This is a genomic window from Pseudomonas frederiksbergensis (assembly GCF_001874645.1).
Lineage (GTDB): Bacteria > Pseudomonadota > Gammaproteobacteria > Pseudomonadales > Pseudomonadaceae > Aquipseudomonas > Aquipseudomonas frederiksbergensis_B.
In genome coordinates, this window is the sequence record NZ_CP017886.1 from 4,078,006 (window position 1) to 4,101,108 (window position 23,103).

Annotated in this window: 21 protein-coding genes; 6 read left to right on the forward strand and 15 right to left on the reverse strand. The window is 60.0% G+C overall.

What is annotated here, in order from left to right; genetic code table 11:
• The first annotated feature begins 244 nt into the window (after positions 1-244).
• Genes nosR through BLL42_RS19570 form a run of 3 tightly spaced genes read left to right on the forward strand, consistent with a single transcriptional unit; the run spans position 245 to position 2,580 of the window.
• Positions 245-1,585 (forward strand): response regulator c-di-GMP phosphodiesterase, NosR family, encoded by a 1,341-nt coding sequence (gene nosR, locus BLL42_RS19560; RefSeq protein ID WP_071553548.1) that lies wholly within the window; start codon positions 245-247, stop codon positions 1,583-1,585.
• Positions 1,586-1,642: 57 nt separating this feature from the next.
• On the forward strand, positions 1,643-2,077 hold the full coding sequence (locus tag BLL42_RS19565; protein WP_071553549.1) for an NUDIX hydrolase: 435 nt from the start codon (positions 1,643-1,645) through the stop codon (positions 2,075-2,077).
• Positions 2,078-2,082: 5 nt separating this feature from the next.
• Positions 2,083-2,580, forward strand: a complete 498-nt coding sequence (locus tag BLL42_RS19570; RefSeq protein ID WP_071553550.1) for a GNAT family N-acetyltransferase — start codon at positions 2,083-2,085, stop codon at positions 2,578-2,580.
• Between the two features lie 116 nt (positions 2,581-2,696).
• On the opposite strand, the gene metR is transcribed toward BLL42_RS19570, so the two are convergent.
• On the reverse strand, positions 2,697-3,614 hold the full coding sequence (metR, locus tag BLL42_RS19575) for a transcriptional regulator MetR (RefSeq protein WP_071553551.1): 918 nt from the start codon (positions 3,612-3,614) through the stop codon (positions 2,697-2,699).
• 107 nt (positions 3,615-3,721) lie between these two features.
• Between metR and metE the strand changes: the two genes are divergently transcribed.
• Together metE and BLL42_RS19585 are read left to right on the forward strand one after the other, a co-directional pair.
• Entirely contained in the window at positions 3,722-6,034 is a 2,313-nt protein-coding gene (metE, locus tag BLL42_RS19580; protein ID WP_071553552.1) for a 5-methyltetrahydropteroyltriglutamate--homocysteine S-methyltransferase, read from the forward strand.
• 170 nt (positions 6,035-6,204) lie between these two features.
• Positions 6,205-7,239 (forward strand): alpha/beta fold hydrolase, encoded by a 1,035-nt coding sequence (locus BLL42_RS19585; protein WP_071553553.1) that lies wholly within the window; start codon positions 6,205-6,207, stop codon positions 7,237-7,239.
• Between the two features lie 123 nt (positions 7,240-7,362).
• On the opposite strand, the gene BLL42_RS19590 is transcribed toward BLL42_RS19585, so the two are convergent.
• The 6 genes from BLL42_RS19590 to BLL42_RS19615 are packed head-to-tail and all read right to left on the reverse strand — an operon-like array spanning position 7,363 to position 14,624.
• On the reverse strand, positions 7,363-8,760 hold the full coding sequence (locus BLL42_RS19590; RefSeq protein WP_071553554.1) for a sigma-54-dependent transcriptional regulator: 1,398 nt from the start codon (positions 8,758-8,760) through the stop codon (positions 7,363-7,365).
• On the reverse strand, positions 8,750-10,528 hold the full coding sequence (locus BLL42_RS19595; protein ID WP_071553555.1) for a sensor histidine kinase: 1,779 nt from the start codon (positions 10,526-10,528) through the stop codon (positions 8,750-8,752). The genes BLL42_RS19590 and BLL42_RS19595 overlap by 11 nt, the downstream gene beginning before the upstream one ends.
• Complete coding sequence (locus BLL42_RS19600) at positions 10,528-11,652, reverse strand: GNAT family N-acetyltransferase (RefSeq protein ID WP_071553556.1); 1,125 nt, start codon at positions 11,650-11,652, stop codon at positions 10,528-10,530. Before BLL42_RS19600 ends, BLL42_RS19595 begins: the two co-directional genes overlap by 1 nt.
• Before the next feature lie 14 nt (positions 11,653-11,666).
• A complete protein-coding gene (locus BLL42_RS19605; protein WP_071553557.1) occupies positions 11,667-12,530 on the reverse strand; it encodes an alpha/beta hydrolase in 864 nt (287 codons plus the stop codon).
• The gene (locus tag BLL42_RS19610) at positions 12,527-13,921 is read right to left on the reverse strand and encodes an aspartate aminotransferase family protein (RefSeq protein ID WP_071553558.1); all 1,395 of its coding nucleotides are present in this window, start codon (positions 13,919-13,921) and stop codon (positions 12,527-12,529) included. The genes BLL42_RS19605 and BLL42_RS19610 overlap by 4 nt, the downstream gene beginning before the upstream one ends.
• Positions 13,914-14,624 (reverse strand): MtnX-like HAD-IB family phosphatase, encoded by a 711-nt coding sequence (locus BLL42_RS19615; protein ID WP_071553559.1) that lies wholly within the window; start codon positions 14,622-14,624, stop codon positions 13,914-13,916. Before BLL42_RS19615 ends, BLL42_RS19610 begins: the two co-directional genes overlap by 8 nt.
• 226 nt (positions 14,625-14,850) lie before the next feature.
• Here BLL42_RS19615 and BLL42_RS19620 point away from each other — a divergent pair, with 226 nt between their 5' ends.
• On the forward strand, positions 14,851-15,621 hold the full coding sequence (locus tag BLL42_RS19620) for a MipA/OmpV family protein (protein ID WP_071553560.1): 771 nt from the start codon (positions 14,851-14,853) through the stop codon (positions 15,619-15,621).
• A 51-nt stretch (positions 15,622-15,672) separates the two neighbouring features.
• Here the strand turns inward: BLL42_RS19620 and BLL42_RS19625 are convergent, their stop codons facing one another.
• The 8 genes from BLL42_RS19625 to BLL42_RS19660 all read right to left on the reverse strand — a co-directional run bounded on the left by BLL42_RS19625 (position 15,673) and on the right by BLL42_RS19660 (position 23,083).
• Positions 15,673-16,077: a DMT family transporter gene (locus tag BLL42_RS19625; protein WP_174553368.1), complete on the reverse strand. Its 405-nt coding sequence runs from the start codon at positions 16,075-16,077 to the stop codon at positions 15,673-15,675.
• 10 nt (positions 16,078-16,087) lie between these two features.
• Positions 16,088-16,462 (reverse strand): DMT family transporter, encoded by a 375-nt coding sequence (locus BLL42_RS19630; RefSeq protein ID WP_071553561.1) that lies wholly within the window; start codon positions 16,460-16,462, stop codon positions 16,088-16,090.
• Positions 16,459-17,379, reverse strand: coding sequence for an arginase family protein (locus tag BLL42_RS19635; protein WP_071555800.1), 921 nt, complete (start codon positions 17,377-17,379; stop codon positions 16,459-16,461). The genes BLL42_RS19630 and BLL42_RS19635 overlap by 4 nt, the downstream gene beginning before the upstream one ends.
• Positions 17,380-17,538: 159 nt before the next feature.
• Positions 17,539-18,867 (reverse strand): two-component response regulator AauR, encoded by a 1,329-nt coding sequence (gene aauR / locus BLL42_RS19640; protein WP_071553562.1) that lies wholly within the window; start codon positions 18,865-18,867, stop codon positions 17,539-17,541.
• Positions 18,864-20,765, reverse strand: coding sequence for a two-component sensor histidine kinase AauS (gene aauS, locus BLL42_RS19645; RefSeq protein WP_071553563.1), 1,902 nt, complete (start codon positions 20,763-20,765; stop codon positions 18,864-18,866). The genes aauR and aauS overlap by 4 nt, the downstream gene beginning before the upstream one ends.
• A 169-nt stretch (positions 20,766-20,934) precedes the next feature.
• The gene (locus BLL42_RS19650) at positions 20,935-21,669 is read right to left on the reverse strand and encodes an amino acid ABC transporter ATP-binding protein (RefSeq protein WP_071553564.1); all 735 of its coding nucleotides are present in this window, start codon (positions 21,667-21,669) and stop codon (positions 20,935-20,937) included.
• Positions 21,666-22,337 (reverse strand): amino acid ABC transporter permease, encoded by a 672-nt coding sequence (locus BLL42_RS19655; RefSeq protein WP_071553565.1) that lies wholly within the window; start codon positions 22,335-22,337, stop codon positions 21,666-21,668. The genes BLL42_RS19650 and BLL42_RS19655 overlap by 4 nt, the downstream gene beginning before the upstream one ends.
• On the reverse strand, positions 22,337-23,083 hold the full coding sequence (locus BLL42_RS19660; protein WP_071553566.1) for an amino acid ABC transporter permease: 747 nt from the start codon (positions 23,081-23,083) through the stop codon (positions 22,337-22,339). Before BLL42_RS19660 ends, BLL42_RS19655 begins: the two co-directional genes overlap by 1 nt.
• Positions 23,084-23,103: the final 20 nt, after the last annotated feature.

Here is a 23,103-nt window from a genome sequence, read left to right on the forward strand (position 1 = left end):
TGACCCTTCGCTGCGTTGTGTTCATGCGGCATCCTTTCCTGATCACGGAGTGTTACGGGTGCAGATACTGGATCCATGTCCTCAGAGCATAGTCCGCTGCTTTTGAGTTCGCCGCCCGCTGTGTGGCAAATCTGTTGCGAGCTGTACTGAAAAACCGTCTAGCCTGTAATTCAGGCCCATGGAGCAGGGGAAATCCTCTTGGGCGCTCCCGAAACGATGGGGTTGTTTCAGCTGAGGTAATGCCATGGATGAGCGGTTTAAACCCCGAGTGCTGCTGGTCGATGATGAGGAATCAATCCTCAATAGCCTGCGCCGGCTGTTGCGTGGTCAACCCTATGAGGTGCTGCTGGCCTCCACTGGCGCCCAGGCGCTGGAAATCATGGGGCGGCAACCGGTTGATCTGGTGATGACCGATGCGCGCATGCCCAACATGGACGGTGCGACCCTGCTGGCGCACATCCACGAGCGGCATCCCGACACTGTGCGCATCCTGCTGACCGGTTATGCCGACCTGTCGATAATCATCAAGGCGATCAACGAGGGGCAGGTCCACCGTTACATCAGCAAACCCTGGAGCGACGAGGAAATGCTGCTGACGTTGCGTCAGTCCTTGGCGCATCAGCACTCCGATCGCGAGCGGCTGCGTCTGGTGCAGTTAGTGTGGGATCAGAACGAGCAGTTGAAGCAGCTCAATGCGAGCCTGGAAAAACATGTCGCGGCGCGCACTGCCGAGCTGCAGCAGACCGCCGACATGCTCGACCTGGCCTACGAAGAGCTCAAGCACAGCTATGTCACCGGCACCGAGGTGTTTTCGCTGTTGGCCAACCTGCGTCTGCCCGCCGCCAAGCAAACCAACCGACAAATCATCGATCTGGTGCGTATCTACTCCCAGACCCATGGGCTGGACGAGGCCAGCAGCCGAGACCTGACCATGGCGGCGGCGCTTTACAACATCGGCAAGCTGAGCTGGACCGACAGCATGATGACGGCCCCTTCGGACCTGTTGCATCACACCGAACGGGAGCTGTATCGCGGTTATCCGAAACAGAGCGAATCGCTGTTGATGACCCTTGAGCCGATGAAAGATGCCGCACGCCTGATCCTGCACCACCAGGAGCGCTGGGACGGCAGCGGGTTCCCCGACCACCTCAAGGGAGAGGCGATTCCTTTGGGGGCGCGCTTGCTGAAGCTGGCCGTGGACTTCGTCGAATTGCAGCGCGGGCTGATTCTTGAGCGACACATGAACAGTGATGAAGCGCTGCTGTTCATCCGCAAATACAGCGGGCGTCTTTACGACCCGGAACTGGTGGAGGACTTCGTTCAGGTCTGCGCCACGTACCTGCGTGATATCACACTCGGCGATCCGACGGTCAAGGTGTTGACCACTCGCGATCTGGTGGCCGGGATGGTGCTGGCGCGCAACCTTAATGCCGACAACGGCATGCTGCTGCTCAATGCCGGCAAGGTGCTCAACGGCCCGCTGGTGGAAAAACTCATCGCCTTCGAAGCCATGGAGGGTGCCAAGTACAGTGTATTTGTCCATGTGCCCGAGGAGCCGGAAGCGGCGGTGGTCTTTTCGTGGTGACGCGGAACCTGTGCTCATGTGATCCTTGGCTCTTTTGTCCAGGGCCATCGTTGATCCATGACGCTTTCATCCGCTGTTTCACCGCGCATTATCCGCATTGCCGCTGCCCTGCTGATCGGCCCGGACGGCCGAACCCTGCTGGTGCGCAAGCGCGCAACCCAGGCCTTCATGCAACCGGGTGGCAAGATTGAAGCCTGTGAGCAACCGGTCGATGCGCTGGCCCGCGAGCTGGAAGAAGAACTGGGCTTGGTCATCGACACTACTCAAGCGAGCTATCTGGGCCAGTTTTCTGCGCCAGCCGCCAATGAGCCGGAGTGTGTGGTCGAGGCCGAGATTTTTCAGCTGAATATCCAGCAACCTGTCACCCCGGCAGCAGAGATCGAAGAAGTGCTGTGGGTTGATCCGCACAACGTCGTCGATGTGATCCTGGCGCCATTGACACGGGACCTGATCTTGCCGTTTTATCGAGCCTCTCTAATGGCTTTGGCTTGAAACCCATGACGATCGAACGACTCGATGCCAGCCATGCACTCGCTTACCGGGCGCTGATGCTTGAGGCTTATGATCGCCATCCACAGGCGTTCACTTCCAGTGTCCGCGAGCGGGCGGTGATGCCGCTGAGTTGGTGGGAGTCACGATTGACCAGCCCGCTGGACGTGCTGCTCGGCACGTTTGAACAGGGCGAACTGGTGGGCATTGTCGGCTTGGCCTTCGAGGCGCGGGAAAAAGCCCGGCACAAGGCAACGCTGTTCGGCCTGTACGCGTCAGACACGGTCAGACAGCGCGGGCTCGGCTATCAACTGGTTCAGGCGCTTTTCATTCAGGCGCGGGCCCGACCAGGGTTGAAACTGATTCAATTGACCGTTACCGCGGGTAATGACGCCGCATTGGCGTTGTACCAGCGTTGCGGTTTCGTGCAGTTCGGGCTCGAACCGTTGGCGGTGCGGGTTGGCGAAGAGTACTTCGACAAGATCCACATGTGGCGCGAGATCTGAAACCCATGCGATTTACCCAAAAGATCGCAGCCTTCGGCAGCTCCTACAGATTCGACTGCTCGATGTAGGAGCTGCCGAAGGCTGCGATCTTTTGGGGATTTGTAATCGACCAGGCTTCAGCGCACCGCGCTGACACCATCCAGTGTCGAGAACGAGGTGTCCTTGGCCGTCAGCAGGAAGTCGCGCATGTACGGCGCATCGAGCATGTCGGCGCGGATCCCGGCGTACAGCGTGGCAAACAAACCTTTCTCGCCGAGGCGCTTGGCTTTCACGTAACCCCGTGAGCTGTACTCATGCAGCGCCCAATGCGGCATGCCACACACACCACGACCGCTGGCCACCAGTTGCATCATCATCACCGTCAGTTCCGACGTGCGCACCTGCGCCGGTTCGATGTCGGCCGGTTCCAGGAAACGGGTGAAGATGTCCAGTCGATCCCGTTCCACCGGGTAGGTGATCAGGGTTTCGCTGAGCAGGTCTTCCGGGACGATGTACGGCTTGCTTGCTAGCCGATGCTGGTTGGCCACCGCGAGCATTGCTTCATAGGTGAACAATGGCACGTAGGTAATCCCGGCCAGTTCCAACGGGTCGGATGTCACCACCAGGTCCAGGTCGCCACGGGCCAGGGCCGGCAGCGGGGCGAAGGAAAAGCCCGACGCCAGGTCCAGCTCGACTTCCGGCCAGGCGTCACGGAACTGGTCGATGGTTGGCATCAGCCACTGAAAGCAGCTGTGGCATTCGATTGCCATGTGCAGCCGTCCGGCGGTGCCACCGGCCAATCGTGCGATGTCGCGCTCGGCACCGCGCAGCAGCGGCAGGGTCGCATCGGCCAGTTGCAGCAGGCGCAGGCCAGCGCTGGTGAAACGCACCGGTTTGGTTTTGCGCACGAACAGTGGCATGCCCATGCGCTCTTCCAGCTCTTTGAACTGGTGGGACAGGGCGGACTGGGTCAGGTGCAGGCGGTCGGCGGCTTCGACCAGGCTGTCGGCCTCGCGCAAGGCGTGCAGGGTCTTCAGGTGACGGATTTCGAGCACCGGGGTCTCCATGAGTAAATTTTGTGTTCAACACGAAAAGGTTGAGTTTGTCTCATGTTGGGTTGGCTGTCGACAATAGGGCCATCAATTACAGGGAGCAACAGACCATGGCCTTGGCCCACACACTCGGTTTTCCACGCATCGGCGCCAACCGCGAACTGAAAAAAGCCCTCGAATCCTATTGGAAGGGTGACCTCGATCAGGCCGGGTTGCACATCGTCGGCCGTGAACTGCGGGCCAAACACTGGCAAGTGCAGAAAGACGCCGGCATCGACCTGCTGCCCGTGGGCGACTTCGCCTGGTACGACCAGGTGCTGACGCACTCGCTGACCTTTGGCGTGATCCCCGAACGCTTCGACAACGCCAAGGATGCCCTGGGTCTGCCGACCCTCGACACGTTGTTCGCGATGGCCCGTGGCGCCAGTACGGGGTGCTGCGGCAGTGAGCCGGCCAAGGCGCAATATGCGCAGGAACTGACCAAGTGGTTCGACACCAACTACCACTATCTGGTCCCGGAATTCAGCGCTGACCAGCCGTTCAAATTGAGCTGGGAACAGCTGTTCGACGAAGTCGAGGAAGCCCACGCCCTGGGTCACACCGTCAAGCCGGTGATCATCGGCCCTTTGACTTATCTGTGGCTGGGCAAGGCTAAAGGCAATGACTTCGACAAGCTCGACCTGCTTGAGCGTCTGCTGCCGCTCTACGGCGAGATCCTCAATCGCCTCAAGGCCCAAGGCGTGGAATGGGTGCAGATCGACGAACCGATCCTGACCCTCGACCTGCCACAAGCCTGGAAAAATGCTTTCGAACGCGCCTATCACATCCTCCAGTACTCGCCACTGAAGAAACTCGTGGCCACCTACTTCAGTGGCCTGGAAGACAACCTCGGGCTGGCCGTGAGCCTGCCGGTGGACGGCTTGCACATCGACGCGGTGCGAGCGCCGGAACAACTGGGCCAGGTACTCGATCGCCTGCCAACGTACAAAGTGCTGTCGGTTGGCCTGGTCAACGGCCGCAATGTCTGGCGCTGCGAGCTGGAACAGGCGCTGGCACAGCTGAAACCGGCGCAAGAGCGTTACGGCGACAACCTGTGGGTCAGCAGCTCGTGCTCGCTTTTGCACAGTCCGGTGGACCTGGACCGTGAAGACACGCTCGACGCCGAGCTGAAGAGCTGGCTGGCGTTCGCCGTACAAAAGTGCGGTGAAATCGCCGTGTTGCGTGATGCGCTCAACGATCCGCAAGCGCCGAAGGTCCAGGCTGCGCTGGCGCAGAGCCGCGCCGTGCAGGCCAGCCGTGCGCAATCGCCACGCATCCACAAAGCCGAGGTGCAGGCGCGCGTCAGGGCCATACGCGACACCGACAGCCAACGCCATTCAGCGTTTGCCAAGCGTGTCGAATTGCAACGCGCACGCCTGAAACTGCCGGCCTTCCCGACCACCACCATCGGCTCGTTCCCGCAGACTGCATCGATCCGTCTGGCGCGCCAGTCGTACAAGCAGGGCAAGCTCTCGGTCAACGATTACACCGACGCCATGCACAGTGAAATCCGCCACGCGGTGCAAGTCCAGGAACGCCTTGGCCTCGACGTGCTGGTGCACGGTGAAGCGGAGCGCAACGACATGGTCGAATACTTTGCCGAGCAACTCGACGGCTACCTGTTCACGCGTTTCGGCTGGGTGCAGAGCTACGGTTCGCGCTGTGTGAAACCGGCGATCATCTATGGTGACCTGAGCCGTCCGAAGGCCATGACCGTCGACTGGATTACTTACGCCCAGAGCCTGACCGACAAGGTCATGAAGGGCATGCTGACCGGTCCGGTGACCATGCTGATGTGGTCGTTCCCGCGTGAAGACGTGTCGCGCAAAGTCCAGGCACAACAGTTGGCGCTGGCCCTGCGTGATGAAGTGGTCGACCTGGAGCAGGCCGGGATCAAAATCGTGCAGATCGACGAAGCGGCGTTCCGCGAAGGCTTACCGCTGCGCCGGGCGCAATGGCAGGAGTACCTGGACTGGGCGGTGGAGGCGTTCCGTTTGAGCGCGTCGGGTGTTCGGGATGAAACCCAGATCCACACCCACATGTGCTACAGCGAATTCAACGACGTGATCACGTCGATCGCCGCCATGGACGCTGACGTGATCACCCTCGAGACCTCGCGTTCGGACATGGAATTGCTGGAAGCCTTCAAGGCTTTCGACTACCCGAACGATATCGGTCCAGGGGTCTACGACATCCATTCGCCACGGGTGCCGGACACGGCCGAGATGGTCAAGTTGATGAGCAAAGCGGTGCAGCGGGTCCCGGCGCAGCGGCTGTGGGTCAACCCGGACTGCGGCCTGAAAACCCGCGCCTGGCCGGAGACCGAAGCGGCGCTGGTGAACATGGTGGCGGCTGCTCGCCAATTGCGTAATCAGTTGGCCTGACCCATTTTCTTGATCGTTCCCACGTCGAACCGTCTGCGTGGGAACGATCAGCGGTCTGCAAATCGACCGTTGAGCACTCTTCATCAAACTGTCACGTAACTGTGGCAGCGCGCTTGAACAAACTTCATCAGACTCGCGCTCTACTGGGGTTCTGCGTTTCGGTGTTTTTCATGCGGGTACGATTTTTTTCTACTGCGGTGTTTCTGGCCGCGCTGCTGTTCGGCCTCCCGTCTTTGGCGGCGTCGCGTTGCGATGTCAATGTTCCGACCGAACGTGTCGATCTGGCGCAGGTCAGCCTGGCGTATCAGAGCATCGGTCGTGCGTCCGATCCGGCATTGCTGCTGGTGATGGGCCTGGGCGGGCAGTTGATTCACTGGCCAGACGAGGTGGTGGTTGCGCTGTGCGAGCAGGGTTTTCGGGTGATTCGCTACGACAATCGCGATGTCGGGCTGTCGACCTGGCGTCAGGCACCTGCCAACGCCAACCTGACCTTTGAGGTGCTGCGCTACAAACTCGGTTTACCCGTAGCGGCGCCGTACACCCTGACCGATATGGCCGACGACGCGCTGGGCCTGATGAATGCGCTGCATGTGGAGCAATTCCATGTGCTGGGCGCGAGCATGGGCGGCATGATCGCCCAGCACCTGGCTGCCATGGCACCGCAGCGGATCGAGAGCCTGACGCTGATCATGACCAGCTCCGGCGCTGAAGGGCTGCCGGCGCCGAACGCGGCGCTGGTGCAATTGCTCTCACGGCGCAGTGCGCCGAATCGTGAGGTCGCACTGGAACAACAGGCCGATCTGTTGGCGGCGTTGGGCAGTCCGCAGGTGACTGATGATCGTCAGGCGCTGTTGCATCAGGCCGCGGTGGCGTACGACCGGGCGTTCAATCCCGACGGTGTGAAACGCCAGATCATGGCGATCCTCGCCGAACCGAGCCGGGTGGCGTTGCTCAACCAGCTACGAGTGCCAACTCTGGTGGTGCACGGCACCGCCGATCCGCTGTTGCCGGTGATGCATGGCATTCACCTGGCGGCGCATATCCAGGGCAGTCAGTTGAAGCTGATTCCAGGGCTGGCCCACCGTTTTCAGGAAGCGTTCAAGGCGCCATTACTGGCGGCGGTGTTGCCGTACCTGCGAACCCACCGTGAAGACACCTCGCATTGGGCGCAGATCGATCCGGTGCAGGCGCCGAATCTGTTGTAACGAGAGGATCAAAAGATCGCAGCCTGCGGCAGCTCCTACACGGAGGAGTGCCCAGGAGTTACGCGGATGTACGCGGTCGGCGTAGGAGCTGGCGAAGCCTGCGATCTTTTTCAAACGTGGCGTTCAGCGGACGATTTTGTCCACATGAATCCCGAGTTTCTTCAGCCGATACCAGAAGCTGCGCTCCGAGATACCGATCAGTTGAGCGGCGGCCGCTTGCACGCCATTGCTTTGTTGCAGGGCGGCAAGAATGTAGGACTTTTCGACTTCCACCAGCGCGGCATCGAGGTCCGGCGGCACGCCAGTGCCTTCGCTGAGGGCCGCGCTGGCGCCGTCGACGGTGGGTCTTGAGGCAAACAGATACGCCGGCAGGTCGTCTTCCTCGATCACCGCACCCGAGGCCACGATGGTGGCTCGTTCAACGCAGTTCTGCAGTTCGCGGATGTTCCCCGGCCACGAATAACTGGTCATGGCCTGCAAGGCTTCCGGGCTGAAACCGGTGATGCGTTTGCCGGCGGTCGCGCCCAGGGTGTGAGCGAAGTGTCGGGCCAATGGCGCGATGTCTTCGACCCGTTCACGCAGGGCGGGCAGGGGGATCGGGAACACGTTGAGGCGATAGTAAAGGTCTTCGCGAAACTCTTTGTTAGCCACCGCTTCCAGCAGGTTCTTGTTGGTGGCGGCGATCACTCGCACATCGACTTTGCGCTCGCGCGGGTCGCCCACCGGCTCGATCACTCGCTCCTGCAAGGCACGGAGGATTTTTGCCTGTAAGGCCAGCGGCATGTCGCCGACCTCATCGAGAAACAGCGTGCCTTTGTCGGCCTGCATGAAACGCCCGACCCGGTCCGCCACGGCGCCGGTGAATGCGCCTTTGCGATGGCCGAACATCTCACTTTCCAGCAACCCTTCGGGGATCGCCGCACAGTTCACTGCGACGAAGGGTTTGTCGGCACGGTTGCCGTGTTTGTGGATGGCCCGGGCGACCATTTCCTTGCCAGTGCCACTTTCTCCGGTGAGCAGGATGGTCGCAGTGCTTTCGCGTACCGAATCCACCGCTTGCAGCACTTGGCGGAAGGTCGGGCTGTCGCCCACCAGGCTGTCGATCTGCTGGTGTTCTTCAAGTTCGGCGCGCATGCGCTGGTTGTCTTTGAGAATGTCGCGAAATTGCAGGGCCTTGTTGACGGTGATGTCCAACTCATCAATGTCGAACGGCTTGGCAATGTAGTCGAAGGCGCCATTGCGCATCGACTGCACGGCGTTTTTCACCGTGCTGTAGGCCGTCATGACGATCACCGGCAGTTGCGGATAGCGTACTTTGACTTCCGCCAGCAACTGCGGCCCGTCCATGCCGGGCATGCGCCAGTCGCTGATCACCAGGTCAATGTCTTCCTGTTCCAGCACCTTGAGCGCGTGCAGGCCATTGCTGGCGGTGAACACCTGGAGGTCGTTCTGGCTCAGGGCTGACGTCAACAAGTCACAGAGCTTGGGCTCGTCATCGACCACCAGAATGTTATGCGTCATCACTGTCCTCGTCGTCGCTGTTGTCTTCACCGTTGGCCGGAATGTACAGGCTGAATGTTGCACCAGCATCTTTTTCGCTGACGCATTCGACCCGTCCGTCGTGGTTTTCCATGATGGAGAAGACTTTGGCTAGCCCAAGACCTGTACCTGAAGCCTTTGTGGTGACGAACGGTGTAAAAATCCGTTCGAGCATGTCCGGTTCGATGCCCTGGCCAGTGTCGGAAACACTGATGACGGTGTATTCCTTGTCGCTGGCAATGCCAAGGGTCAGGCGACCACCCTCGGGCATCGCGTCAATGGCATTGAGCACCAGGTTCAGGCAGGCCTGTTTGAGCTGTCGTGCGTCGGCATGCATGGTCGCGGCGGGGGCGTAGTCTTCGATCCGCGCGTCGATGTTGTGAGTTGCCAGTTCCGGGGCGCAGAAACCGATCAGCTCATCGACCAGCGGTCGCACCAATTGTGTCGAACGCATCGGTGCGTTGGGCTTGGCAAAGTCGAGAAACTCTGTGATCAGGTCGTTGATCCGGCTGACCTCGCTGACCACGTATTCCAGATGCCGTTTGTCGGTCTCGGGCAGGTCGGCGCGACGGTGCAGTAACTGGGTCGCGGTTTTGATGATGCCCAGCGGGTTGCGGATTTCATGGGCCAGCCCCATGGCCACTTCACCAAGGGCGTGCAAGCGATCGCGGCGGCGCAGTTGCGACTCCAGATGTTGCAACTCGCCGAGACGTTCGGTCATGTGGTTGAAGGTGCTGCTCAGTTCGGCCAGTTCATCGCTGCCGGTGACCGGTATCCGCTGGCGATAATCACCGTCGATCACCGCTCGTACGCCTTGGGAGAGGTTGCGCAAGGGTTGGGTCAGGCGTTGCGAGACGAGCCAGCCGGCGCACAGAGACAGGGCCGAACCCAGCAGGAAGATCGCCAGGAACAGGTTGGTCTGGTTGACCAGACCCACCAGGCTGTTGTGGCGCAGCAAACCGCTGAAAATAACCCCTTGCAGCTCACCGTTGTTATTGAGAATCGGTCGATAGAGCCCACTGTAGTTGTTGGTAAATTGCTCGATGGGCTGCTTGGTCTGTTTCAGTGCTTCTTCGATATTCTCGGGCATGTGAGCCGGACGCTCATCGAAGCGCTGGCTGGAGAAAATCTCGGAGAAAGTATCGCCCTTGGCCAGGTACAGGCGCAGGTCCAGGGAGTGGACGTCAGCAATGCTGGTCAGGAAGCTGCTGTCCAGATAGGTCGCTATCAGCATCTGGTAGTCCACGCCATCGAGCGTGGTGCGGAAGGTCGAGACCACCGTGCCGGTCGAAACCCCACCCATCTGAATAGTCTGTAGCACCGCATTCGGGGCAGTGCTGATTTGTTCGACGATGTTTTCGTCTGCCGTGCTGAACACGACTTTCTTATCGCTGAGACGAACCAGTGCCACCAGATCAATGCCCATGGCATCAGCGATTTCGGTGGTCATTTTGTCGCGCCTGGCGGCCAAGCGGTCAGTCGGTGGCCGGGTAAAGCGCAGGAACAAATGTGCGATCCGGGCGTTGCCGTGCACGATCTCGCCAATTTCGTCCTCGACGATCTTGGTCGATTCCTGCAACCAGATCCGCACGTTGCTATCGAAAATCTGCGAGAGCGTGGTGGCCGCAAGTTCGGCGGCAATCATGGTCGGAATCACGCTGACCAGCCAGAACGCCAGTACCAGCTTGCGTTGGACACTCCAGCGGGAGATGGCGAAGGGCAGGGCTTTACGGCGTCGGTCTTTGATCATCAGGTTTCGCTTATCGCAGCAGCCATGGCAGGGTCGGATTTATCCGGTCGGACAAACAGTTTCACGAGTTTGAGCAAGGCGTTGAACAGCGCGTTACGGTGGTGAAAAAACAGCGTATTGCCTTCGAACTTGCAGCCGAGCCGCAGCTTACTGGCATAGCCCGCCTGGCCACACTCATACAGCGGGATTTTGTGTTGAATACAGTAGTCGACATTGGCCAGCCAGCTTCTGAAGTACAGGTTGTACTCGCGCGTCTGTTCCAGGTCGTGGGCAAAAAACTTGTCCACCAGTCGATGTTCATCCAGCAGCACCAGGTTGAACGCCACCAGTTGCTCGTCCACCCAATACAGCACGCACGCGGCGCGTTGGTCGAGGTGTTCGAGGATGTTGGTGAAATACTCGGCTGACAGGCGTTCGAACTCCAGATCACTGCGCGCCAGGGTGGCTTCATACAAGCGCATCATTTCTGGCAACACATCGTCGATCGAACGACGCCACTCGATCCGCGGACCTTGGGCCCGAAGTTTGCGGCGTAAATCTTTGCGGGTAGATTTGCCCAGCGTGCCGAGGTAGGCATCGAGTGACCCGAACGCGATCGGCAGTATTGCACTCGGTAAACCGGGCATGGTTTGCAGCCCGGATTCGCGGCAGACGTCAATCCATTGCTGATCGTGGCTGGGTGCATCCTTGACCGCCAACAGGCCGATACCCGCCTCGTTGGCATCGTTACGTGCCAACGTCAGTAACTGACGCAGCAGCGCCGGACGCTGTTCCTCGGTGATGTGGCTGGCGGTGCCTGCGTGGCATTGCTCGGTCACTGGCGATCCCAAGGCGTACAAGCGAATATCCAGCACACCCGGCAGCCAATGGCGCAAGCGCTGGGTGATGCGTTTGCCGATGCCCTGCACCGTGGTGTCGAGCGAGTACTGGGTGGTAAACGCCGCCGCCGCGGCAATCAACGTGCTGCCTTCATAGAGTGCAAGGTAGCGCCACTGGAAGTCGGCGACCCCTGCCTGTTCAACAGCCCGGTAATAATCCCAGTCCTCCAATTCCGCGGGGAAGCAGTCATTCCAGGCGCAGCGTTCGATGGCCTTGATGGTTGAGTAGGCACGGGCAGTGATCACGTCTTTTCCTTAAACTACGCCAGCTGTCGATACTCTTCGCGCTCGTTCGACTTCATGGACAGCTGGTGGACAAAGTCCGTGCTCAACTCCACGACGCGGCGGTATTCCAGGTCAACTGTGATCATGTGATAGCAGTTGTCCAGCAGGATCTTGGTGACCGGGCCGCCGAGATTGCGTTCGACGTAATCGGCGTTCCAACGGCTGGTGATGTCGTCCTCGATAGAGTGCAGCACCAGGGCCGGTGTCTTGATCGATGGCATGCGCTTCTTGACCACGGCATTCATCCGGTGCAATTCGCGCACGGTGACGCCTTCCATGGTCAACAGCCCGGCATTACTGCTTTCGCCGTCTTTCATCTGACGTTCGACGATCGCCCGCAGACGCTCGTTCTTGATGCCATAAGGTGGCTTCTCTTCGAAGCTGCAGACGTGCACGCCGAACGGAATCTTCATCAACAAAGGCGTCAGGAACGCCAACTTGTTGATGCTCCAGCCGTCGTAGCGCAGGGTGGTTGAATACATCAGCAGGCCGGCGACCTGTCCTGGATGCTCGGACGCGACATACATGGACATGACCGCGCCCATGGACAGACCGCCGACGAATACCTGTTCGTGCCGCTGGCGGATGCCCACGAATGTCTTGCGTACACCTTCGTACCAGTCCTGCCAGCCAGTGGCTTGCAGGTCGGCGTTGTCACCGCAGTGCCCGGCCAGGGTTGGCACGTACACCGTGCAACCCGATTTGGCCAAGCCGATGGCAACCCGACGCAACTCCGTCGGGGTGCCGGTCAGGCCGTGGATCAACAACACCGCGACCTCGCCACTGCCGAGAACGAAACCGGTACTACCTTCGCCGAGATCGATCTCTGTTTCGTTCATCGTTTCATGGCCCGGTTCAGCAACTGCTCGAGCAGTTTCAGGCCCAGGTCGATTTCTGCGTAGCTGATTTCCAGCGACGGAGCCAGGGTGATGACGTTCTTGTAGTAGCCGCCCACGTCGAGGATCAGACCCAGTTTCTGACCGTCAACCACCATATCGCCCTTCATGCCTTCCTCGACCATGTAGTCCAGGGTGGCCTTGTCCGGGGTGAAGCCGTCAGTGGTGCAGATTTCGCAGCGCAGGGCCAGGCCCAGGCCGTCGACGTCGCCGATGATCGGGAAGCGTTTCTGCAGCTCTTGCAGGCCTTCGAGGAAGTACTTGCCCTTGGCCATGACCATGGCGCCGTAGTCGACTTCGCTGGTCATCTTGAACATTTCCAGACCGACCGCAGTACCCAGCGGGTTGGACGCGAAGGTGGAGTGAGTCGAACCTGGCGGGAAGACCTTCGGGTTGATCAGCTCTTCGCGAGCCCAGATGCCGCCCAGTGGGTTGAGGCCGTTGGTCAGCGCTTTACCGAAGACGATCACGTCCGGTTTGACGTCGAAGTGTTCGATCGACCACAGCTTGCCGGTACGCCAGAAACCCATCTGGATTTCGTCGACGACCATCAGGATGCCGTGCTGATCCAGCACTTGCTTGAGTTCGCTGTAGAAGTTCATTGGCGGAATGACGTAGCCGCCGGTGCCCTGGATCGGCTCGACGTAGAAGGCCGCGTATTCACACTGGCCGGTTTTCGGGTCCCAGACGCCGTTGTATTCGGTTTCGAACAGACGGGCGAACTGCTGCACGCAGTGGCTGCCGTATTCTTCCTTGGTCATGCCTTTCGGGCCGCGGAAGTGGTACGGGAACGGGATGAAGTTGGCGCGCTCACCAAAGTGGCCGTAGCGGCGACGGTAGCGGAAGCTCGAGGTGATTGACGATGCACCCAGAGTACGGCCGTGGTAGCCGCCTTCGAAGGCGAACATCAGGCTCTTGCCGTTGCTGGCGTTACGGACGACTTTCAACGAGTCTTCGATCGACTGCGAACCGCCGACGTTGAAGTGCACGCGACCGTCGAGGCCGAATTTGTTCTTGGCGTCGACCGCGATCATTTCCGACAGCTCGATCTTGCCTTTGTGCAGGTACTGGCTGGCGATTTGCGGCAGGGTGTCGATCTGTTGTTTCAGGGCGTTGTTCAGGCGCGGGTTGGCGTAACCGAAGTTGACCGCCGAGTACCACATTTGCAGGTCAAGGTAGGCCTGGTCACTGGTGTCCCACACGTACGAGCCTTCGCAACGGCTGAAAATGCGCGGTGGTTCGATGTAGTGAACGGTGTCGCCGTAGGAGCAATACTTGGCTTCTTTTTCCAGAAGGATCTGGTCTTCTGGGGTAGCAATTCGGATATCAGACATGGTGGAAGAGTTCCTGTGTTTCAGAAGAGGTTTCAAGCACGAAGGCAGCGGCGTTGGCCGCGCTGCCGGAAGGCAGTTTGGCCAGCAAGGCCGGAAGTTCGGCGAAGCTGTCGAAGCGAGCGTAGGCGATGCCATTGCGTTCGCAGTGTTCGGCCAGGCGGTCCTTGGCAAATACGAAGTCGGCGGTGGACGCCACGCACATGTCGGACTGGCCGTCGCCGATCACCAGCACACGCTTGCTGCTGGGGGTGGATTTGCATTTGCAGTTGCCGGAGGCCGCACGGCAGGCGTCGCTCGAATACGGGAAGTCGATGCGCCAGCTGTTGTGGTCGACCTGACGCAGGCGGTTGGCGAGGATCGGCAGGAGGCTTACGTAGTTGCGCGCCAGAATCCGCGCAATGCCTTGCTCGATGCCGTCACTGACCACTTCGATGGAGGCGCCCAGGCCGACTACGTGGTCGACAAAATCCGGGAAGTCGGCATCGATTTCGACGCTGTCGAAGAACCCGAGCAGCTCGTTAGGGGTTGCCTTGACCAGCGAAAGCTGGCGGCTGAGGCATTCACGCGAACCGATAGCACCGCTCAGCCACTCGTCTTCGATCGCTTCCCAGCTCGGGTCGGCGAAACGTTGGAGAATGCTGTCGATCACGTCGGTTCGGGTGATGGTCCCGTCGAAATCACACACGATATGCCAATCAATCATCTGCATTACCTATTGGGCAGGGGCGCGCTGATGCGCTTGCATCGAGGTAGAGCAGGGATTGTGCCAAGTTGTTTCAGACCCTATAAGCTGGGGCTCTGAGGTATGCTGTGCGGGAAATGTGTTCGCGAAGCTACAAATTTTGTAGGTCGCTACAAACAACATGAGTGCTTGCGCAGGAAATCGACCTGGGGGTTGATGCGCGCCTGTACTGATAAGGAATCGCTTTATGTTCAGGATTACCTCTGCTGTATTCGCTGCCTTGCTGTGCCTTGGCGGCTTTTGTGCCACCGCCCAGGCGACCGGAATAACCGGTGAGGCCGGTCTCGGCATGAGCTATCAGCCCTATGAGCCCACGGGTAGTCGTTATGAAGCCGTGCCGGTGCCTTACTTTGATCTGGATTGGGGCGATGTCAGCCTCAGCACCGACGAAGGCCTGACCTGGAGCGCCTTGAAAACCAATGGTTTCAGTGCCGGGCCGTTTTTCAACTACATTCCGGGACGCAACTCCAATGGCACACTGCGGGGCCTGCGCAATGTGTCGGACATGGGGGAGGTCGGTGGCTTCGTCCAGTACAGCCCGGCTGATTTCTGGCGAATTTTCGCTTTCGTCGGCCAGACCGTGGGCGGTAATCGCCGCCAGGACGGCGTGCTCGGTCGTGTGGGTGGGGAAGTCGGTTATCCGCTCGGGCTGGGGATCATTGGCAGCAGCGAACTGACCGCGAATTTTGCCAATGACCGGCAGACTCAGACGTTCTTTGGTGTTTCTGAAAAAGACTCCCGCGCGTCGGGGTTCCGTCCGTACAACGCCAGTGGCGGCTTGCAGAATGTGGCGTTGACCCAGAGCTTCGAGTTCCCGCTGGCAGCACAGTGGTCGGTGGTGACCAGTGCCAGTTGGATTCACCTGACCAATTCCGCGGCGGACAGCAGCATCGTCAAACAAGAGGGCCGCGTGAACCAGGGCCAGGTTCAGGCGGCGATCAGCTACAAGTTTGATTGAGTCGAGCGTTGTCCGAGCGTTCCCACGCAGAGCGTGGGAACGCTATTTGTTCTACGTCTCTTCGCCTTCAGCCAGTAACGCTATCCCGCCCACGATCACCGCAACACCCAGCCAGTGCAGCAGGCTGATCTGTTCGCCGAGGCCGAGCCACGAGCCGAGCAACACGCCGACAAACACCAGCGAACTCAGCGGGAACGCCAGCGACAGGCTGCTGCGTCGCAGTATCAACATCCAGACGAAAAATGCCCCGATGTAGCAGGCGATGGCCGTCAGCACCCCAGGATTACCGGCCACAGCCGCCAGCCATTGGAGGTTGAAGTCCATCTGCCCCAGTTGATCACCGCCAACTTTGGTAGCGATCTGACCGCTACTTTCAAAACCGATCAGCAGTATCCAAAGCACCACGGTGCCCAGACGTCCGTGCAACCAACCCATCGTGTTGTTCCTTTCCATCATCGATTGAGCTTCAGGCATGGGCGACACACACGAGCATCACGCCCGCCGTAATGACCAGGGTGCCGAGCCAGCGCCTGCGGCTGACGGTTTCGCCCAACACCACTTTGCCCGCCAGTACCACGCCGCAATACGCCAATGCCGCCGCCGGAAACAACAGGCTCAGTGGCGCGCGGGACAGGGCTTCGAGCCATACAAAGAATTCGATGGCGTAGGCGCCGATCCCGCACCAGAGCAACGGCGCGTTGAACACCTGGCCCCAGAATGCATTCAGTCGAAAGCCACCTTCGAGCTCTGGTAAACGGTCCAGGCCCAGCTTGAAACAGAGCTGACCGATGACGTCCAGGACAATCGAAAACGCCACCAGTAACACCACGGTCAGGGTCACGGGAATAACTCCTCGAACAGGCTGATCAGTGCCTGGTTGGTTGCTGCATTTCGCAGCAGATCGTCTTCGCTCCAGCGATCGGGAGGCGGTTGGTCGGACTTGGCTTCCCAGCGCTTGAGCGCGTTGCTGAAGGCCGGTTGGGCGAACTCGCCGCAGACATCGATGCCCAGGATCCGTTTGCTCGCGGCCAGCGCACGCAAGGCTTGCAGCAAGTGTGTCAGACGCATGCCACCCTGATCCCAGTTGGTCGCGGCGTCTTCACTGGCCAACACATCCTTGTCGATGGTGATCCACACCGCTTCGGTCGGCAGGCTCTCGATCATTTGCTTGAGAAACACTGGCCAATCGAGGTCCGCCAAGTTGCGCCAGTGCAACATGTTTTCCAGTTGTTGATGCCCGGCACCATCGCCGATCAAACCCCAGACCTGGGACGGCGGGTGCTGCCAGGGGAACAGTTGCAAGTCACCACGCTTCAGCGCGCCGAGGTTGCCACCGCGCAGTTGCGGGTTGTGCAGGTCATCGCTGCACGGTCCGAGGGTGATGATGCGTTTGATGTTCGGCAGCTTCAGCGCCCGATTGACCCATGAACCGCAATGCCGACGCGGTGCGAAGCGTACCCAGTCGGGATGGTTATCGAAATGGATCAGGCTGACCGGCTCCGTAATCTCGGCGAGGAGGGCCGGAGTCAGGTGGTGGTAGTCGCCGGAACCCATAAAGAAGATCTCCGGCTGCGGCCCCGTATGGCGGGACCGTTCGCGCAGGCGTTCGGAAAAGCGTCGATAGTTTTTCTCGCTGGACCACAAACGCAGTTTGGGGCCCAGGTCGAGCAGGTCCAGACGCTTGGCGCGACCGCTTTCCAGCAGTCGGGCAATCGGTGCCTGGGCTGTCAGGCTGTGGTCGAGATCCAGAATATTCAAACGTATTTTACCCATGGCAGCGCCCCTCCAAGGCCTGTGCGATTAATCACCAACGCAGGCAGGGCGGGCTTTAGCGGGTAAATGCAAGGGGCGGGCCAGCCGCGATCAGATCGTTATCACGCGGGAGCGTGGGAACGATCAAATCCCGATTCAGGTGGGTCAGTGGCTCAGGCCGTATTTTTTGACCTTGTCGAACAGCGTGGTCTTGGCCATTCCCAGTTCCAGGCTGGCTTGGGTCAGGTTGCCGCCGCTACGCTGCAAGGCATCATTGAGCAGGTTACGTTCGAAGGCTTCCACCGCTTCGGAGAACGCCAGGCCTTGGGCGGCGCCACCGCTGCCGGATTTCTTGAAGGCCGGCAAACCCAGGGCAAAACGCTCGGCGACGTTGCGCAGTTCGCGCACATTGCCGGGCCAGTCGTGGCTCATCAGGTTCGACAGGGTCTGGTTGTCCAGCTCAGGCAGCGCACGGTCAAAGCGCAGGGACGACTGCTGCAGGAAATGCTCGAACAGTTGCAGGATATCTTCGCGGCGCTCACGCAACGGCGGCAGTTCCAGGGTCACTACGTTCAAGCGGTAATACAGGTCGCTGCGAAACTGGCCGGCGCGGCTCAAGTCGTCGAGATCGGACTTGGTCGCCGCGATCACCCGGCAGTCGACCGCAACGCTTTGGTTCGAGCCGAGCCGCTCCAGCGTGCGTTCCTGCAAGACCCGCAGCAATTTGATTTGCAACGGCAGCGGCATGCTTTCCACTTCATCGAGGAACAACGTGCCGCCGTTGGCGTGTTCGATCTTGCCGATCCGTCGCTTTCCAGCGCCGGTAAAAGCATTGGCTTCATGACCGAAAATTTCGCTTTCGAACAGGTTCTCCGGCAGGCCACCGCAATTCAGCGCGACGAATGGCTGCGACTGACGGCGACTGAAGTCGTGCAGGCAACGCGCGACCAACTCCTTGCCGGTGCCGGTCTCGCCCTCGATCAGCACGTTGGCCGAGGTGTCGGCGACGTTGGCGATCAGCTCGCGCAGGTGCTGCATGGCGGGCGAGCGGCCGATGATCCGCCCCTCAAGGGAATCACGCTCGGCCAGTTGCCGGCGCAGCAAGGTCACTTCGCGAGCCAGGCTGCGTTGTTCAAGGGCGCGGCGCGCGACGTCTACCAGGCGTTCGGGGGAGAACGGTTTTTCCATGAAGTCGTAGGCGCCTTTTTGCATCGCGCCGACCGCCATTGAAATGTCGCCATGGCCGGTGATCAGCACCACCGGCAGACTACGGTCACGGGCTTTGAGGCGGCTTAGCAGTTCCAGGCCATCGATGCCCGGCAGGCGAATGTCGCTGATGACGATCCCGGCAAAGTTGTCGCCGACTCGTGCCAGGGCCTCTTCAGCGCTGCCAACGCCTTCGCAGGGGATGTCTTCCAGAGCCAGGGCCTGCTGGCAACCGAGCAGGACATGGGGATCGTCTTCGACGATCAGCACACTAAGATCGTTGTTCATATCGGCTCGGCGGGAAGGGGGCTTACCAACGGTAAACTGAGGACGAAAGCGGTACCACCACTGGCCGGGTGTTCGACACCGAGGTGACCGCCGGTGGCGGCCGCCAGGCTCGCTGACAGGGTCAGGCCAAGGCCCAGGCCCTGTTCGCCGGGTTTGGTGGTAAAGAAAGGTTCAAACAAATGCTTGCGGGCTTCGGCGTCAATACCGTGACCGTTGTCGCGTACGCGCAGGCGATATTTGCCCTCGACAACGTCACCTTCCAGCCACAGCTCGGGCAATGGCTGCGCTTGCATGGCGTCCAGGGCGTTGCCGATCAGGTTGACCAGGATCTGTTCCAGGCGGGTCTGGTCGATCTGTACTTGCACATCGCTGAACGCGCGGTGCAACAGTAAGCGAGCGCTTTCAAGGCGTGCACCGAGCAGCTGCAAGGCGGCGTCTACCGCTTTGCCGAGGCTGGCCTGGCCCTGGTCGTCGCCGCGTCGGGCAAAGGAGCGCAGGCTGGCGGTGATCCGGCCCATGCGGTCGATCAGTTCATTGATGGTTTTCAGGTTCGCGCTGGCGATGTCCAACTGACCGCGCTCAAGAAAGCGCACGGTGTTGCCGGACAAGGTACGCAGCGCGGCCAGCGGCTGGTTCAATTCATGGGCAATGCTGGTGGACATCTGACCGATGGCCGCGAGTTTGCCGGCCTGTACCAGTTCATCCTGAGCCCGGCGCAGTGTTTCTTCGGCCTGGCGACGTTCGCGGATCTGGCTTTTCAGGCGCTCGTTGCTGGCCCGCAGGTCGGTGGTGCGCTCGGTGATCTTGCGCTCCAGCTGGTTGTTGGCTTCTTGCAGCGCTTCACGGGCGGCGAGACGGGTGGCGATGACTTTGCGCCGTTCGTTCCAGGCGATCAGCAGGAACGCCAACAGTGCGAAGGCTACAGCGACCAGAATGCCCTGGTTGATGGCTTCACGACGCAAATCCTCGAGCGGTGTGAGCAGGGTGAAGTTCCAGGGTGTATCGGCGAGCGGTCGGGTCTGCGACAGGTAGCTGATTTCCTGTTCATCGGAGACCAGCTCGGCGTTGGCCGGAAAGGTGATTTTCTCCACGCCTTCGGATAGCCGCTCGCGTGCCAGCGGTTCCAGTTCGTTGAGTGGGTACCAGTAATATTGCAGGCTGCGGGCCAGGCGTTCTTTGGTGTCGTCGCTGAGCGGACGAACCGATTTGAGCCGCCGCGCCGGGTCGCTGGACAGAATGATGATGCCATTCTCGTCGCTGACGAAGGCTTCCAGGCGGGCACGCTGCCAACGCTCTTCCATGGCTTCGAGGCGGACTTTGACCACCGCGACGCCGATGATTTTGCCTTGCTCTTCCAGGCCATGGGCCAGGTAGTAACCGGGTTCGCCGTTGGTGCTGCCGATGCCGTAGAAACGTCCAGGCTGGCCACGGACGGCATTCTGGAAATAGGCACGGAAGGACAGGTCTTCACCGAGGTAGCTGTCGACATCGCGCCAGTTGCTGGTCGCCAGTACCCGACCGGTGGTGTCCATCACGTAGATTGCCCGACTGCGGCTGCGCCGGTTCAGGCCTTCGAGGTAATCATTGACCGCTTGCCGGTGTTCTGGCGACGGGTCGGCCAGCAGTTCGGAAACACTCGACTCGAGTTCCAGAAGGCTGGGCAGGTAGGTGTATTTGCTGATCTCGCTTTCGACCGCGCGAGCGTGCAGTTCCAGCTGACGTTGACCGTTCTCGCTGAGGCTGCGAATTCCGTAGTGCTCGCTGGCCCAGAAGCCAACGTAACCCAGGCCGACCATCAGCAAGATGACCAGCGGCGGCAGAAACAGATGGCGAATCAGACGGGGTTTCACGGCGAGTGATGGCGGCGCTGCGCGATAGAGAGTGGGGTCGCATTTCATCACAGATGCCTTGGGTCAACCACAACTACAAGCCCTGAGGATCCCGTGTAGGAGCTGCCGGAGGCCGCGATCTTTTGATCTGTTCAGCAGGCAAATCGTTGCCTGAACTGGCGCCAGTATCAAAAGATCGCGGCCTCCGGCAGCTCCTACAGGGGCGGCCGTGAAGCTTTTAGTGCTGCAGAATCTTCTCGAGGAAATGCTGCGCACGGTCGGAGCGAGCGTTGATGTCGCCGAAGAACTCTTCTTTGTTGCAGTCTTCGATGATCTTGCCCTGGTCCATGAAGATCACCCGGTTTGCCACTTTACGGGCAAAGCCCATTTCGTGGGTCACGCACATCATGGTCATGCCTTCGTGGGCCAGTTGCACCATCACGTCGAGTACTTCATTGACCATTTCCGGGTCCAGCGCCGAGGTCGGTTCGTCGAACAGCATGACGATCGGGTCCATCGCCAGCGCACGGGCAATTGCCACGCGCTGTTGCTGACCACCGGAGAGCTGGCCCGGGTGCTTGTGGGCGTGGGCCGAGAGGCCGACACGCTCAAGCAGTTGCAGGCCTTTCTTGGTGGCTTCTTCCTTGCTGCGGCCCAACACCTTGATCTGCGCGATGGTCAGGTTTTCGGTGATGGTCAGGTGCGGGAACAGTTCGAAATGCTGGAACACCATGCCGACGCGCGAACGCAGTTTCGGCAGGTTGGTTTTCGGGTCGGCGATGGACGTACCGTCAACCACGATGTCACCTTTCTGGAACGGTTCCAGGGCGTTGACGCATTTGATCAGGGTCGACTTGCCGGAGCCGGACGGTCCGCACACCACAACCACTTCACCTTTTTTGACCTCGGTGCTGCAATCAGTCAGCACCTGGAAGTCCCCATACCACTTGTTGATGTTCTTGATAGAGATCATACGGCGAACCTTTTTTGCAGACGCTTGACCAGCCGCGAGGCGGCAAAGCTGATGGTGAAGTACACGAGACCTGCGATGATCAGGAACTCATTGGCGCGGCCGATGATGTCGCCACTGGCCCGCGTAGCATTGAGGAAGTCCACCAGACCGACCGTGTAGACCAGCGAGGTGTCCTGAAACAGGATGATGCTTTGTTGCAGCAGCAGCGGCGTCATCTTGCGAAACGCTTGCGGCAGGATGATCAGGCGCATCATCTGGCCGTAGCTCATGCCCAACGCCTGGGCTGCGCCCATCTGACCTTTGGGAATCGACTGCACACCGGCCCGGACGATTTCGCAGAAGTACGCCGCTTCGAACATCATGAAGGCCACGATGCACGAGGTGAAGGCACCGATCGGTGTGTCTTCGCCAGTGATCCAGCGCAGCACGAACGGTACTGCCAGGTAGAACCAGGTGATCACCAGCAGCAGCGGGATCGAGCGGAAGTAATTCACGTAGGCGCCGGCAATGCTCGACAGCAGCTTGCTGTGAGACAGACGCATCAACGCCAGGATAGTGCCCAGGATGAGCCCGCCAATGATGCCGAGCACCATCAGTTGCAGGGTCATGACCATGCCGTTCCACATGCCGGGGACGGCCTGGACGATCCCACTGAAATCGAGGTCCATTATTTACCTCCCACAGAAATCAGGCCGGGCACCGCGACTTTCTTCTCGACCAAGCGCATCAGCAACATCAGGCTCATGTTCAGGGTGAAGTAGATCAGGGTCGCCAGGGTGAAGGCTTCGAACAGGTTGGCGGAGAACTCGGCGGTCTGTTTGGTCTGCGCGAGCAGTTCCATCAGGCCGATCAACGAGGCGACGGACGAGTTCTTGAAGACGTTGAGAAATTCCGAGGTCAGCGGCGGAATGATGATCCGATACGCCTGGGGTAGCAGCACGTTCCAGTAGATTTGCGGCAGCTTGAAGCCCATGGCGCGGGCGGCAGATTCCTGGCCACGCGGCAGTGCCTGGATGCCGGTGCGCACTTGTTCGCACACTCGGGCGGCGGTGAACAGGCCCAGGCACACGACAACGCTCAGGTAGGCCGAGGTGGTCGGGTTAAGGTCCTGTTTGTACCACTGTTGCAGGTTCTCGGGCAGCAGGTCGGGTACCAGGAAGTACCAGATGAACAGCTGAACCAGCAGCGGTACGTTACGGAAGAGTTCCACGTAGCAGGTGGCGATACCCGATACCAGGCGATTCGGCACGGTGCGCATGACGCCGAGCACGGAGCCCAGCAGCAACGCAACGATCCAGGCCACGACGGCGATGGCAATGGTCCAGCCCAGGCCGGTAATGAACCAGTCGAGATAGGTCTCGCTGCCCACACCGGTGGACTTGAAGAACACGCCCCAATCCCAGTTGTAATTCATTAGGGTCTCCCCTCAGATCG

Excerpts from the sequence above, each read along its gene's own strand:
- BLL42_RS19610 (WP_071553558.1), bottom strand. The coding sequence starts at position 13,921 with ATGTCTGATATCCGAATTGCTACCCCAGAAGACCAGATCCTTCTGGAA.
- BLL42_RS19570 (WP_071553550.1), top strand. The coding sequence starts at position 2,083 with ATGACGATCGAACGACTCGATGCCAGCCATGCACTCGCTTACCGGGCG.
- BLL42_RS19650 (WP_071553564.1), bottom strand. The coding sequence starts at position 21,669 with ATGATCTCTATCAAGAACATCAACAAGTGGTATGGGGACTTCCAGGTG.
- BLL42_RS19605 (WP_071553557.1), bottom strand. The coding sequence starts at position 12,530 with ATGAACGAAACAGAGATCGATCTCGGCGAAGGTAGTACCGGTTTCGTT.
- BLL42_RS19620 (WP_071553560.1), top strand. The coding sequence starts at position 14,851 with ATGTTCAGGATTACCTCTGCTGTATTCGCTGCCTTGCTGTGCCTTGGC.
- BLL42_RS19590 (WP_071553554.1), bottom strand. The coding sequence starts at position 8,760 with ATGACGCATAACATTCTGGTGGTCGATGACGAGCCCAAGCTCTGTGAC.
- BLL42_RS19655 (WP_071553565.1), bottom strand. The coding sequence starts at position 22,337 with ATGGACCTCGATTTCAGTGGGATCGTCCAGGCCGTCCCCGGCATGTGG.
- aauS (WP_071553563.1), bottom strand. The coding sequence starts at position 20,765 with ATGAAATGCGACCCCACTCTCTATCGCGCAGCGCCGCCATCACTCGCC.
- BLL42_RS19565 (WP_071553549.1), top strand. The coding sequence starts at position 1,643 with ATGACGCTTTCATCCGCTGTTTCACCGCGCATTATCCGCATTGCCGCT.
- BLL42_RS19595 (WP_071553555.1), bottom strand. The coding sequence starts at position 10,528 with ATGATCAAAGACCGACGCCGTAAAGCCCTGCCCTTCGCCATCTCCCGC.
- nosR (WP_071553548.1), top strand. The coding sequence starts at position 245 with ATGGATGAGCGGTTTAAACCCCGAGTGCTGCTGGTCGATGATGAGGAA.
- BLL42_RS19585 (WP_071553553.1), top strand. The coding sequence starts at position 6,205 with ATGCGGGTACGATTTTTTTCTACTGCGGTGTTTCTGGCCGCGCTGCTG.
- BLL42_RS19625 (WP_174553368.1), bottom strand. The coding sequence starts at position 16,077 with ATGATGGAAAGGAACAACACGATGGGTTGGTTGCACGGACGTCTGGGC.
- metE (WP_071553552.1), top strand. The coding sequence starts at position 3,722 with ATGGCCTTGGCCCACACACTCGGTTTTCCACGCATCGGCGCCAACCGC.
- aauR (WP_071553562.1), bottom strand. The coding sequence starts at position 18,867 with ATGAACAACGATCTTAGTGTGCTGATCGTCGAAGACGATCCCCATGTC.
- BLL42_RS19660 (WP_071553566.1), bottom strand. The coding sequence starts at position 23,083 with ATGAATTACAACTGGGATTGGGGCGTGTTCTTCAAGTCCACCGGTGTG.
- BLL42_RS19615 (WP_071553559.1), bottom strand. The coding sequence starts at position 14,624 with ATGATTGATTGGCATATCGTGTGTGATTTCGACGGGACCATCACCCGA.